Annotated in this window: 9 protein-coding genes; all 9 read right to left on the bottom strand. The window is 48.6% G+C overall.

What is annotated here, in order from left to right:
- Positions 1-55 precede the first annotated feature (55 nt).
- The gene (locus tag F4V51_RS14505; protein WP_153978524.1) at positions 56-1378 is read right to left on the bottom strand and encodes a 5'-deoxyadenosine deaminase; all 1323 of its coding nucleotides are present in this window, start codon (positions 1376-1378) and stop codon (positions 56-58) included.
- A gap of 85 nt (positions 1379-1463) precedes the next feature.
- The gene (gene ggt, locus F4V51_RS14500; RefSeq protein WP_153978523.1) at positions 1464-3059 is read right to left on the bottom strand and encodes a gamma-glutamyltransferase; all 1596 of its coding nucleotides are present in this window, start codon (positions 3057-3059) and stop codon (positions 1464-1466) included.
- Positions 3053-4294, bottom strand: coding sequence for a pyridoxal-phosphate-dependent aminotransferase family protein (locus F4V51_RS14495; RefSeq protein WP_153978522.1), 1242 nt, complete (start codon positions 4292-4294; stop codon positions 3053-3055). Before F4V51_RS14495 ends, ggt begins: the two co-directional genes overlap by 7 nt.
- A gap of 6 nt (positions 4295-4300) precedes the next feature.
- On the bottom strand, positions 4301-5602 hold the full coding sequence (locus F4V51_RS14490; protein ID WP_236146553.1) for a Zn-dependent hydrolase: 1302 nt from the start codon (positions 5600-5602) through the stop codon (positions 4301-4303).
- Positions 5589-7004 (bottom strand): allantoinase AllB, encoded by a 1416-nt coding sequence (gene allB / locus F4V51_RS14485; protein WP_153978521.1) that lies wholly within the window; start codon positions 7002-7004, stop codon positions 5589-5591. The genes F4V51_RS14490 and allB overlap by 14 nt, the downstream gene beginning before the upstream one ends.
- A 41-nt stretch (positions 7005-7045) precedes the next feature.
- A complete protein-coding gene (gene uraH, locus F4V51_RS14480) occupies positions 7046-7423 on the bottom strand; it encodes a hydroxyisourate hydrolase (protein WP_153978520.1) in 378 nt (125 codons plus the stop codon).
- Positions 7423-8928, bottom strand: coding sequence for a factor-independent urate hydroxylase (gene pucL, locus F4V51_RS14475; RefSeq protein WP_153978519.1), 1506 nt, complete (start codon positions 8926-8928; stop codon positions 7423-7425). The genes uraH and pucL overlap by 1 nt, the downstream gene beginning before the upstream one ends.
- Positions 8929-9231: 303 nt before the next feature.
- Entirely contained in the window at positions 9232-10839 is a 1608-nt protein-coding gene (locus F4V51_RS14470; protein WP_153978518.1) for a PucR family transcriptional regulator, read from the bottom strand.
- A gap of 264 nt (positions 10840-11103) precedes the next feature.
- Positions 11104-13842 (bottom strand): CHASE3 domain-containing protein, encoded by a 2739-nt coding sequence (locus tag F4V51_RS14465; protein ID WP_153978517.1) that lies wholly within the window; start codon positions 13840-13842, stop codon positions 11104-11106.
- Positions 13843-13978: the final 136 nt, after the last annotated feature.

Genomic DNA, 13978 nt, shown 5'->3' with positions numbered 1-13978 from the left:
AATTGTCTTCAGCGAGCAGCTGTATTACAACGTTTCCTTCTGAAAATAACCTAACTCAGATTCTCTTCATCAAACGCGCAATGCTCTTATCCGATTCGCGGAGCACGATGCCACGATCAATGGTCTGGATCTTGCGGTTTTTGAGCACAATGCTTCCATCAATAATAACCGTGTCCACACAGCTCCGAGTCGCGGAGTACACCACACGGGAATAAATATCGGTCTCATATGAAGGATACGTATGGAAATCATCCAGATCCAACAACACCATGTCTGCCTTTTTGCCCACTTCCAGACTTCCAATTTCCTTCGAGAGACCAAGCACTTCGGCACCACCCATCGTTGCCATGCGCAGAACCGTACGTGCATCCATGATCGTAGGCCCATGAGGAACCTTTTGAATTAATGCTGTCAGACGCATTTCCTGAAACATATCCAGGTTATTGTTGCATGGTGCGCCGTCCGCACCGATTCCCACCGCGATCTGGCGGTTAAGCAGGTCAGGAATTTCTGCAATACCCGATGACAATTTCATATTCGAGCCGGGGCAGTGGGTCACTTTTACCCCTCGCTTGCGGATGATTTCCTTCTCCTCTTCACTAAGCCAGACACAATGTGCAAGGACGAGACGTGGGGTTGCCAGACCGATATGATCCAGATAGACAATGTTACGCATCCCGCGTTCATGTTCGACCAGTTCAATCTCGCCACGATTCTCCGATGCATGCGTATGCACCTTCACATGATATTTGTTGGATAGATCACGTACTTCAACGAGCAGCTCCTCTGTACAGGAAACAACGAATCGCGGACAAAACGCATACTGAATGCGTCCGCCCCCGAAACCATTCCATTTCTCCAGCAAATCAACACTTTGCTGCAGCGAGGTTGCCGTATTTTCACGCAGCGGTTCAGGCACTTCGTCGCCATGGTCCATCATGACCTTGCCAGATATCACCCGAATGCCGCTCTGTGCCATCGCCTGAAAAGCCGAATCCGTGTGATGCACGGTCTCCATATCCAAAATGGTCGTGGTTCCACTCGATATCAGTTCGCCCAGTCCAAGCATCGCCGAATAATAGACGGATTCCTCATCATGCGCTGCCTCCAGTGGCCAGATTCGCTGACGAAGCCAATCCATGAGCTCCAGGTCGTCCGCACGCCCGCGGAAGAGTGTCTGGCACAAATGAATATGTGTCTGAATAAAGCCTGGCAGCAGAACTTTGCCACGGGCATCAATAACCTGATCAGCCTGAACGTCGATATGCTCTGCAATCTCTTTGATTTTGTTATCCTCGATCAGCAGATCCCCTGTAAATATATCTTCTTCCGCATTCATCGTGACAAGCTGTGCACCCTTCAGCAGGATCGTTCCCATGATAATCTCCCCTATCGTATCTATGTCTTTTTTTACGCTGTTTTCATGAGAAACTAAAACCAATCCAAGCAGCAACTAAGCCTGGTTACCATCCGATGGCCATGCCATCTCCTCTGGGATCGGCAGCTCCGCTAATCATGCCATCCTCACGGATCACAATCCCTTGCGACTGACCCATAACGTCATCCCATGGCGCTCTGATCTCCACATTATGTCCCCAGCGAGCCAGCGTCTCGCATACGTCATCATGATAGCGATTCTCCACCCGCATCGTGTCGCCTTCTTCACCCCAAGTCCGTCCGTAGACCCAGCGTGGCAGACCGATTGCTTCTTGAATGGTCAGACCATAGTCGAGAACACCCGTAAGTACAGATAACTGCGTCTGAGGCTGCCCTTCTCCGCCTTGTGTACCCAGAAGCATATAAGGCTTCCCATTACGGGTGACTAGACCAGGCATGAGCGTATGAAAAGAGCGTTTGTTGGGTTCAAGCACATTCGCATCTGCTGAATCGAGTGAGAAAAAGGACCCTCTGTTTTGCATAATTACGCCAGTATCTCCTGGAACGTAGGCTGCGCCAAAATCAAAGTACAGACTTTGAATAAACGAGACGGCGTTGCCTTCCTGATCGACTACCGCAGCGTAGGCTGTATCCTGCCCGATCGTTTTGGACAAGAACGGCTGTGCTACTGGTGGTGCAGACTGGATCTCATTCCATAACTCATCCCCGTAAGTCTTCGATAACAATTGATTCAAGGGGATCTCGCGAAAGTCAGGATCGGTAAGGTACCGGTCACGATCACGAAACGCCTTTTTCACCACCTCCGCCATTAGATGGTAGAACTCCGGCGAAGTACGACCTACGGAAGAGAGATCTATGTGTTCGAGCATATTTAACATCATCAATATGGAGAAGCCCTGCGAGTTGGGCGGCATTTGGTGAACCTGATAACCCCGGTATTCCGTGCTGACAGGCTTTACCCATTCCCCCTTGTGTGCTGCAAAGTCCTGAGGTGCCAGCATGCCGCCATCTTCTCGAATCGCTGAAGTCAGACGATCTGCAAGCTCTCCTGTATAAAAAGAATCCCGTCCTCCCGCCTGAATCAGGCGAATGGAAGCAGCCAGTTCGGTCTGGACGAGCAGTTCACCTTCCTGAAGCAATGTGCCGTAAGGGGCAAATACCGCTCGCAGCGGCGAATGCCCCATAATGAAATCTTCATCCCGTTCCAGCCACAGGCGCAGATTGCGCGATACCGGACACCCCTTCTCCGCGTACTGCACGGCTGGTTCAAGCAGCTGCTCCCATGGTAATCGCCCGTAGCGGGACCAGACTTCCCACCATGCATCCACCATTCCCGGAACCGTTATCGCGCTGAGCACGCCGCGCTGGGGAATGGCATTCATGCCCATGGCTTTAAACGTATCGGCATGAATACCTGCTGCCGAGCGGCCGCTTCCGTTATAAGCGGTAATCTCTCCGCTTGCTCCATCGTGAATGAGGAAAAAGGCATCTCCTCCAAGTCCAGTCATGTGCGGATAAACTACGCCAAGGGCTGCGCTCACCGCAACAGCAGCATCATAAGCGTTACCACCCTTCTGGAGAATCGAGCTCCCAACCGCGCTTGCCAAATAATGTGGCGAGGTGACCATCACCTCTCTGGACACGGGCATCTGATTTAACATAAGGCTTCCTCCTTTCCAGCGTACACGTCGAGTGCTGCCTGCACTGCCTCACCCGCAGGTAAACCATGGCGATGACGGAGAAGAACCGCCTCCAGTGCACCAAGCACATGCAGTACGTTTTTGCGCTGACAGCTGAAGCCCATCGTTCCAATTCGCCAGATTTTCCCTTTAAGAGGACCAAATGAACTCGCAATTTCGATGCCGAAATCATGTAGAAGCATGCTTCGTACCGATTCACCATCGATCCCTTCCGGAATATGGATACACGTAACTACCGGAAGTTTGCTGGACATGTCTCCATAAATTTGAAGCCCCATACCCTGAATTCCGGCGACGAGCGCACTTTCGTTAATCCGATGCCGCTCGAAACGGGCTTCCAGTCCTTCCTGAAGCAGAATTCGCAAACCTTCATGTAAACCGTAGAGCATCGATGTAGCTTCTGTATGATGATTCAGCCGGGCAGAACTCCAATAATCCTGCAGCTGACTCAAGTCAAAATAGTTGCTTGCAATGGTTCGTCCCTCTGCTCTCGCGCTTGTCGCGTCACGGAGTCCGCGTTCGACTGTTTTCCGACTCATCAATTTTTTCTCCACACGGCTGTTATATGTCAATGGGGCCATGCCGGAAGGAACGGATAAACACTTCTGCGTTCCGCCCATTACCGCATCCAGATACCAGGCATCCGTCTTAACGGGCGTACCACCTATGGTGGCAACCGCATCAACAACGAGAAGAAGATCCAATTCACGGCATACTTTGCCGATCTCGGCGAGGGGCTGCATCTGGCCGGTGGAAGTCTCTCCATGAACCATGGCCACAATATCCGGCTTATGAGCGTGAATGGCCTTGATCACTTCTTCCGGATCAAAGACCGATCCCCAAGTCGTTTCAATAAATACAACTTCCGCACCGCAGCGCTCTGATATTTCTACAAGCAAATGTCCAAACCGTCCGTATATAGGGACCAATACCTTATCCCCCGGCTGGATCAAACTAACCAACACGGCTTCAATGCCGGAACGTGAGGTGCCATCTACCGGATAACACCACTCATTGTTCGTCATGTATAATTCACGCAGCATGACCATCGTTTCATTCATCAGGGACGTAAACTCCGGATCAAACTGCCCAAGGATCGGGAAGGACAAAGCCCTTAGAACTCGGGGGTCGACTTCAACTGGTCCCGGTGTCATGATGGTTCGCAAGGACGGAGATAATTCTCTATAGCTGGACATGGTCAATCAACTCCCGTAACCGTATTTATAAAGTAGCTGAACGAGAACCTGAAATCCTCGCATCAGGTCCTCCTCAGCTGTGAATTCAAGGGGACTGTGACTGATCCCGCCCTGACTTGGTACAAAAATCATCGCTGTCGGGCAGGCTGGCTGAAAAATCTGTGAATCATGGCCAGCTCCGCTGGGCATATGCATATAGGACAGCTGCTCCTGTTTGCAAATATTTTGAATATCCGCTGTGATCTGTTCGTTCATTGGAATGGGGGCAACCGACAAGTGTTCTTCCCAGTTCAATTCAAGCTGCAGTTTGGATGCAATCTTAAGAAATGCCTGAAGCATGTCATGCCAGCACTGATCTATACTCTCCTGCCGGATATGCCTTATATCAAGCGAGAATTCGGCATGTGCCGCGACCACGTTACCAACACCAGGTTCAGCAGTGATCCGGCCAACCGTTGCCACAAGGGGTTCACCTGCAGCCATAGCAATCGTTCTAACCGCCGTAATCATCTCGGCAGCACCTGCCAGTGCATCCTTCCGCCATGACATAGGCGTTGTACCCGCATGATTCGCTTCGCCACTAATCGAAATGCTCAATCGCTTCTGACCAACGATATCGGATACAATTCCAATCGAATGACCAAGTCGCTCAAGCACCTGACCCTGTTCGATATGAAGTTCAATAAAGGCACCATACTTTTGAGCAGCTGGTCTGTAGCCGCTGTCTGACCCGAATCCGGCTTCCCGAATCGCTTGTGAAAAAGGTATTCCATCCTTATCCGTCAAATGTTGAATGTCTTCAAGAGAGGTGATCCCCGTAATGCTTCGTGATCCCCAATAGGCAAATGGAAATCGGCTTCCCTCTTCTTCGCATAGCGAAACCACCTGCAGCGTACGTTTCGGCGTACCGAAATGCCTTCGTAAGTACTCCAGAGCAAGAACTCCTGCTGCTACACCGTAGGCACCGTCGTACCTTCCACCGTAAACGACAGAATCAATGTGTGATCCGGTCACAATGGGAAGCTGCTCAGCTCCTGCTGCAGAATCTGCAGCTCGTAACGTGCCATATAGATTGCCGGACTGATCGAATTCGGGAAGCAGTCCCATTTGCTCCATCCGTGCAGCCAGGGCATGCTGTGCCTCGCACCAGGCTTTGTCATACAGCAGGCGAGTTACGCCGCCTTTGGCATCAGCTCCGAATGTGGACAGCCAATCCAGCATGTCTTGAAGCTTCACTTCTTCCAGCTGCGGCAAGGGAAGAATCGGCTCTTCCGTCTCGGAACCCATGAACGTTTCAAACTCTGTCATGATACTCCTCCGTTCCGCGCGTGCCATTTTTCCCATACGAGCCAGCAGCAATAAACTGACCTGCTGGATTAGCGGATAGGCCTTCCTTTGCGCCATATACTTTGATCCCTCGGCAGTACACTTCGGCTACGGCACATGCAAATGTACGTCCGATATACGGACTCTGTTTATGCGTATATAGCAAATCGTCCACGTTTAATGTGGTACTGGTATTCCAATCAATAAGCACGAGGTCCGCGTCTTTACCGATCGCAATTTCTCCTTTATTCTCAAGCCCAAGCCTTCTGGCCGGCTGCAAAGCGAGAACCCTTCCGAGTAAAGGCAAGCTTAGACTGCGGCGAAGATGACCTTCATCCAGCATGATCAGCAGCGTGCTCTGCGCACCGGAAATGCCGCCCCATATTTCAAAAAAATTGTCCGACTGTTTCATGGATGGCGGGCACGGTGAATGATCGGATGCGATGACGTCAATAAGCCCGGACGCCAGCGCATCCCATAATTGCTCTTGTTCGGCGCTGCTGCGGAGAGGTGGAGCACACTTCGCGACAGCGCCCAACCGAACTACATCCTGTTCTGTGAGCGTCAGGTAATGCGGGCAAGTTTCAGAGGTGACGTCCTGACCGCGCCCCTTGGCTTCCGCAATTCGTTCTAACGCTTCTCTTGTACTGATGTGCACGAAATGCAGCGGACAGCCGGTTTGTTCTCCATATTGAAGCGCCCTGGTGACGGCCAAGACTTCTGCTTCTGCAGGACGGGATTTCACATAATCCATTGGCCCTGTCTTTCCTTCGGCAATGCTTCTCGCGCCAAGCTGCGCAACCATTTCTTCATCTTCGGCATGAAGGGCAAGTACACGATTGAGTCTAGCTATCTCGTGCATTCCGTCCATAAGCGTTTGCTCATCGGCTCTCGCAAAGATGTCTTCTCCTTCTCCGCCCGGCTCCGACATAAATGCCTTGAATCCGGCTGCACCGGACTCAGCTAAGTTCATTAGCTGCTGCCGATTACCCGGAACTAACCCTCCCCAGAATGCATAATCGACATAGGAGCGATCCTGGGCAGCTTGCTTTTTCATATCCCAAGCTTCCGGACTCGTCGTCGGCGGGACTCCGTTAAGCGGCATATCAACATAAGTGGTAATTCCTCCTGCAGCAAGCGCAGCCGATCCCGAACGGAATCCTTCCCAACTGGCCAGCCCCGGTTCATTAAAATGAACATGGATATCCACTACACCAGGCATAACGGTGAAACCGGCTGCTTCGACTACCTCAGTTCCTTCCTCAACCTTCAGGCTAGAGGATAAAGCTGTGATTTTCCCATCTTGGATACCAATGTCCAGCTGCTGTACACGATCTTTTAAAACGACCCGGGCTCCCCGGATGATCGAATCAAAATTTGCCATTTGGATGCCCTCCCTGTGTCAGAACCTGTGTTCTAAATTCTTCAGCTTCCGCGGTATGTACTGTAACCTCCTGGAGCGATTAGTAAAGGAATGTGATAATGACTTTCCGTATCGGATACGGCAAAACGAATGGGTACAACCGTCCACAATGCTTGCACCGATTGTTCAGGTGAACGAGCTGCATAGTACTTTTCGACGTCAAAATGAAGCTCATAAATGCCTTGCTCCAGACGGCCCCCGGCCAGTAAGGGTGCATCCAAACGCCCATCGCCGTTGGTCACCGATTCGGTAACTTTTATCCTGGACTCCGATTCTCCATCCGTTTGGACAAGATGCAATGCGATCCGAACTCCCTCGGCTGGTACTCCTTTGGATGTATCCAGTACGTGTGTTGTTATGCGTCCTCCAGCCTCTGCCATTACGATCTACCTTCTCTCTTCGAATCATTGTCCTCTGCTTCAAGATCTTCCCTGGTCATTGAAAAACCTTGAAACCCGTATGGTGGCCTTGGCTCGGTATACACTTTGCCTTCTCCTTCAGCCACTTCTTCCAGCACGGTATCCCATGTCCGATTGTTGGATTCAAACGATACTTCACTCAATTGCCCGAAACGCTTCAATACACGGAGTCCGATCTGATACAACAAATGTTGAATGGATGCAGAACGGCATTCGTGGAACACGGCAGCAGCAATATCACTCACTTGTTCAGCGGCCACATAACGTCCGCGCGTATCGTCCATTCCATCTCTTGGGTCGTGGTACCGCCAATTGATATCCAGAAAAATGAACAGGGGACGATCTCTTGTCTCAGGCAGTGAAGTATATTCATCCTTAATAAAACCTGCAAATTCACTCCCCTTGACCTTGATCAGTCGCAGATCAGCCAGACCACTGAAATGGTTACTCCATTCAATTTGATCACCGTTGCGTTCTGCCTCTATTGCAGCCGTACCCCGATCATTTTGCGAATACCGGAATACCATCGTGCTTGATCGATAACTTCCATCGGCACCAATGGGTACATCTTCAAAAGGGATCTGATCCGCTGTCATCTGAACTTTCATCATTTGAGGATATGTCTCAAGAAAGAGCTGACTCACATACGCAAGAAATCCCTCAACGGTAGCACCGGTATAACTCGCAGCGTGCTTGAGAATAAAATTCTTCATGGAATCCGTGGCCACGATGCTGGAATTATCCCCTTCCGTAAACGAAGGCAAGAATGCATCCCCTTGTACAGCTATCTTAATATTCATGCCGAAGAGAACATTGCTTCTGCCGGTAAACGGCGATTCCGGTATTGATCCGATCCCGGTTAGAGGTTTGGCATAGGAGCGATACAACCACACGTCACCTTTGCCGTAATACATCGTTCGTTTCGGCACCACAGCAGGCTTCGGTTCAATTTCATGTTCATGCCCAATTTGGACCAGCCACTTCTCCAGACGGATAGCTGCAATTTTGAATACTTCATTTAAAGCCGTTTGAAATTCTTCATCCCTATTTCGCGAGCGACGCTGACGCATCGATTCGAGAATGGACTGAGCGGTATGACCTTTTACCGCCAATATGAATGGAAAGCCGAATCGGCTTGTATATTCCTTGTTTAATTGATTCAATTCGTCATACATTTCAGGGGAGAGAGAATCCAGTCCAGCACCAGCTTGTTCCTTCACGGAATTGCTGCTCATGCTGATTCTTGCGCCGAGATCGGGATGGTTGCGCAGCAGCTGCAGGATGACGTCGTCGTCAGACGTTTCAACAACATGTTTCATGATATTCATCATGTGTTCTAATGAATTAAAGGGTCGCAAAGTCCAGGTACGTTCAGCCACCCATGGTGATTCCTCAAATAAGCCACCAAAGGTATGCACGAACTGTGTGACAGACCAGCTGTTAACGAGTTTCATAAAATCGCTCATGTCAGAACCTCCGGTCTTCTGTGAATTGTTGTTCTTCATTCTAAGGTTCAGGGCTGGATGCAGCAATAATATTTACGCAATTTTGTAATATAACATAACATCATATTCATGAACTGTTATCTGTGCACAGGAATTAAGGGTCTCCATGTCACATAATCTAAAAAACCGTACGCCAGATAAGGGGCGTACGGTTTGCGATCTAAATTATGATGATAGTTATGAAGCACAAAAGTCGGCAGCTCTGGATTTGTTCGAGTGGTGCATTTCTATATGCGATCTGTTCACTCTCTGTCTAATGCATCCTTATGGTCTTTCGGTTCTTTTATCCCGGCCAAATTTACGGAACGTAAATACCAGTTTTAACTTTAACAAGTCATTCGTTTTTTTAAAGTCCATCTGCAGCAGACTTCCAATTTTCTCCATGCGGTACGTAATGGTGTTGCGGTGAACAAACAGCTGCTTCGCAGCTTCGTTGATCAGTCCATCATTCTCAATGAAAGATTCGAGTGTGTTCATCAATATGTGATTAGGGTCCCCATCTCTAGCCAGCAGAGGTTCCAATACTTTATTACAGTAATTCTCCATGATGTTATCCGGTACATGTTGGAACACGTAGGCAAACTCCAACATCTCAAACTGGAGTGCGCGATCCTTCATTCCAAAGCGGCGTGCCAGCTGCCGGGTATCCAGGCATTCCTGATAAGCTTCACGTAATGATTTGGGCTCATGTTTCATTTTGCTAATCCAGAATCTCGGCACAGATGCTCCTTTTGCCTCCTGAGCAGATAATACATCCGCGAAGCGACTGAGTAGAAAACTCGATAGTTCCTCCCCATAATCGCGCCCTGTCGGGCATGTATATATCGACAGAATGCCATCTTCCATCTGAAAATGCTGCGACGCCGTAAATTGCATCAGTGGATTATATTGCAGTTCACGATGAATTTGCTTCAGCAGCTTCCCCTCGGCGAAAACTGAAGGCTCCAGCGTAATGAGCACGCATTGATAAGTACCCTGGAACAGATGAACGCCTTTATTCTCACTGAGTCTGGTCAACTCCTCCACCGTCATTTTGTTATCGAGGTATTGGGTTAACAGTGTACGCATCTCATCCTGAACGGTCGGATTAATGTGTTCACGATAGGTCATATCCATATAAAATGCCAGTACGTCCGCAGCCTGCTGAAATAATTCTTCCTCTGCACGCAGGGAGAGTGCTGAATCTGTGAACACGAGCAGGAACCCATACTCTTCATCATTTTGTTTGATGGGAACCCGATGACAACTGCCCTGATTCCATTTCACGCGATGCATAACAGATTTCCATGGCCACCCCTGTACCAGTGCATCTCCGGCAATCGTCTCACTACCATAGAGCACATGTCCCCTAGAGCCTATAACTGCAAGCGGGTAGTTTAATACGGTCGCAAGCTCGGCAAATACATTTCGATGCTGCTGTTGTTGTAATGCAAAATGCATCAGCTTTTTTTGTTTCTGTACAACTTCATGCAGCAGCCGGTGACTTCGCTCATGTTCGGCCTTGAACAGAGCATTCATTTGGTCCGAAAACGTGAACTGGAATGGCAATTCCAGCAGTGGCAAACGCAAACGGTCTGCCTCTTCTATGATCCCTTGGGGAATGGACTGCCAGAAACGTCCGAGTTTAATGCCGAGTCCTGCACATCCGCGGTCATTTAGTCTGCGCATTAATCGAAGGGCATCTGTTTCATTGTCTTTCATGATAAATGCGGTTGTGAATAACAACTCTCCGGATTTAATCCAATCCGCGATATCCGGGGCGTCCATGACGTTAACGGATTTCATCATCCGTGAAGTCCCCTCCCCGCCGGCAACGAGTCTGGCCTCAGACAATGGATATACTTGCAACGCCTCTTTAACCGTAAGCTGCATAGACACGACCTCCCATATATATAACTCATGAAGTTATATTTTTCTCTTATAGTGGAAATGAAAAGCTCTTACCCATGGTCCGCGACCCATTCACTTTATCGGAATCAAACTATTTGTTAAGTATTATAACATCAAATTTGGTTTCATAGCTTACATGGCAAAAATAAAACCAATGACAACATTTAAGCATACGCTTGTTAATGTATCATTGGTTTTATAAGGGGTGAATGAAATGATTGATATGTGGTAAATAAGTTCTTAAACTTAAATCTCTAGTTTTTCCGGACTAAGCCACAATTTCATTCGGGATATGACCTCTTTGATATTCAGCGGCTTGCTAATATAGTCCGAGGCACCTGCTGCAATACATTTATCTCGATCTTCTTTCATGGCTTTAGCCGTTAATGCAATGATCGGCAGCTGGGTAAGCTTCAATCGCTCCCGAATCTGACGTGTCGTATCGTAACCATCCAGTTCCGGCATCATGATATCCATCAAAACGATATCGGGATTGGCTTCCCCGCGTTCCAGCATCTCCAGACATTCATACCCGTTCTGCGCGGTAATGATATGCATGCCATACTGTTCAAGGGCATTCGCAAGGGCATATACGTTACGAATATCATCATCTACGACAAAAACTTGGCGCCCTCTTAATAACGATTCTTCCAGAGGTGTCAGCAGAATCTTATCCTTTGATGGATTAGATAGAGATTCCACGATGGGAATCGTTGTAGCTACTTCGTTCAAGAATAGTCGTGAGTTATTCTTTGTCTCAGGCTCCTCTGGTCTCAATGGCAAGAAAAGAGTAAATACACTGCCCTGTCCTTCGCGACTGGTCGCCGATATGGAACCCCCGAGCAAAGTCGCAAGAGATTGGGAAATGGACAAGCCAAGTCCGGTTCCACCGTATTTCCTTGCAGTTGCACCATCCGCTTGTTTAAATGCATCAAAGATCTGCAGCAGCTTATCTTCCGCGATGCCGATCCCCGTATCACTGACCGAAAAGGCAATAACATCCGTCTCTGGGCCACCAGCTTCCGGGCTTGCCAGATTCATTCGGGAAATCGTCAGAGCAACTTCGCCTTCGTGTGTAAACTTAAATGCGTTAGAGAGCAGGTTTCTTAGAATCTGATGCAAGCGCATCTCATCCGTGACGATCGTTTCCGGTAAATGGCTTTGCATCTGAATCCGGAAGTCGATTCCTTTCTGCTCCGCGGTTTTTAAGAAATACTGATTCATCGTCTCCGGCAGAACGCCGAGATAAACTTCGCCAAGATCAATGTCCATCTCCCCTGCCTCCACTTTGGACAGATCCAAAATGTCATTGATCAGATTAAGCAAATCTTTGCCTGAAGTATGAATTACCGATGCGTATTTTTGTTCTTCGCTGCTCAAGTTCTCATGTTTGTTTTCAGCCAAAATCTCGGACAGGATAAGCATACTATTCAGTGGAGTGCGTAATTCATGTGACATATTAGCCAAAAATTCAGATTTGTATCCCGAACTTGTTCGCAGCTGGTCTGCTACACTCGCAAGCTCGCTCGCTGACGTTTCTGCTGCATGTTTTTGCAATTCAAGACGCTCGTTCAGCATATGCAGCTCTTCGGTTTGCATCTGCAGTTCTTCGGTTTGTGACAGCATTTCCTCGGTTTGCAGCTGAAGCTTCTCCGATTGAGCTTGGAGCTCCTCGTTCAGTACCTGGGATTCATCATATAACTGCTGCAGTTCCATGCGTGTCGCCGTGGAGTGTAGAGAGACACTGAATATTTCAACTAATTCATGAAGCTGTTCGAGTTCGTTCTCCAGCAACGGCTTTAATGAAGCCAGCTCGATGACCGCAATTGTTCGGCCTTCGAAGATCACAGGCACGACTGTAAGAGATGTTGCAGAAGCATGGCCTAGTCCCGATGAGATTCGAATATAGTTCTGTGGCAAGTCATTCATACGCAGTATCCGTTTCTCCACCGCACTTTGACCCACGAGTCCTTCGCCCGGTGCAAGGGATACTTTGCCAATGGAGTGCTCTTTGTCCCCATCTGCTGCATAAGCAGCTACGCGCAAGAGCCGATTATCCTTCCAATAGTACAGTACACTGTAGGGAATCTCCAGCAGAATGGCAAGCTCATTCAGGAACAGACGTGACAAGCCCTCCAGATTAGTCGGGTTCTGCAGGAGTGTAGCGATACTTGTAAGCTGGTCCTTCACGCGATTCTGCTCCTGCACTTTATCGAGCAGGTTGTTAGTCTCCCGCCCGAGGTCACCCACTTCATCCTCCGTTCGCACTTGAATCCGTTCTGCCAAGTTGCCGCCCTGGGAAATATCTCGAATCGTTTGTCTTACGTCACGCAGCGTTTTGACAATATTACCAGAGACCATGATCGCTGCTCCGATTGAAAATGCTGCAATAGCAGCCCATAGGGTATACATGATCGTAAGCAGGGTGGAACTGCGTTCGGCAAGACTGGTTACTCGTGCTTCCGTCAAAGCAATTTCTGTATTACGGAAGCCTGTAAGCTGTGAACGGAGCAAATCGATTTCGTTTTTACCCGGATCGGATTGGAAAAACGTAACTACTTGCTCCTGATCACCCTGATTTTTCAATGCAATGGAAGGTTCTGCTGCAACCTCAATCCAGCGTAGAATATGCGTTTTGATCGTTTGCAATCTCTGCTGCTGGGATGGGTTATCACTGATGAGTCCGTATAGCTGGTCATAATTCGAATTCCACTCCGAGAGTGCTTGATTGTAGGGCTCCAGGTAGCTGTCTTTTCCTGTTAGCATGAATCCTCGCTGTCCGGTCTCCATATCAAGTACATCCTTCTCAATGGCATTGGTCAGGTTGTGTACTTCGAGGTCATGATGGCTTATAAAATCGTTTTCTTTTTGCAATTCATTAATCTGAGCCGATAGAACCAGCAAGGCAGCTCCAAATAACAATACAACAACGAGATAGCCCAACAAAATTTTGGAGCGTATCGTAAACCTTCTCTTCTTCGACAACGCGGAAACCTCCAATGGAATCAATCAATTCACCGCACAACAATTTTGATCTGCTTATGTAGTTTATATGGATACAGGAAGTCTGACAAGCATTATATCCATCCAAGTCATATTTCGACATTGACATAACTCAAGG

It is taken from the genome of Paenibacillus xylanilyticus (assembly GCF_009664365.1).
Lineage (GTDB): Bacteria > Bacillota > Bacilli > Paenibacillales > Paenibacillaceae > Paenibacillus > Paenibacillus xylanilyticus_A.
This window is presented reverse-complemented; position numbering and strand designations above follow the sequence as displayed.

Excerpts from the sequence above, each read along its gene's own strand:
- uraH (WP_153978520.1), bottom strand. The coding sequence starts at position 7,423 with ATGGCAGAGGCTGGAGGACGCATAACAACACACGTACTGGATACATCC.
- F4V51_RS14505 (WP_153978524.1), bottom strand. The coding sequence starts at position 1,378 with ATGGGAACGATCCTGCTGAAGGGTGCACAGCTTGTCACGATGAATGCG.
- allB (WP_153978521.1), bottom strand. The coding sequence starts at position 7,004 with ATGGCAAATTTTGATTCGATCATCCGGGGAGCCCGGGTCGTTTTAAAA.
- ggt (WP_153978523.1), bottom strand. The coding sequence starts at position 3,059 with ATGTTAAATCAGATGCCCGTGTCCAGAGAGGTGATGGTCACCTCGCCA.
- F4V51_RS14470 (WP_153978518.1), bottom strand. The coding sequence starts at position 10,839 with ATGCAGCTTACGGTTAAAGAGGCGTTGCAAGTATATCCATTGTCTGAG.
- F4V51_RS14490 (WP_236146553.1), bottom strand. The coding sequence starts at position 5,602 with ATGACAGAGTTTGAAACGTTCATGGGTTCCGAGACGGAAGAGCCGATT.
- F4V51_RS14495 (WP_153978522.1), bottom strand. The coding sequence starts at position 4,294 with ATGTCCAGCTATAGAGAATTATCTCCGTCCTTGCGAACCATCATGACA.
- pucL (WP_153978519.1), bottom strand. The coding sequence starts at position 8,928 with ATGAGCGATTTTATGAAACTCGTTAACAGCTGGTCTGTCACACAGTTC.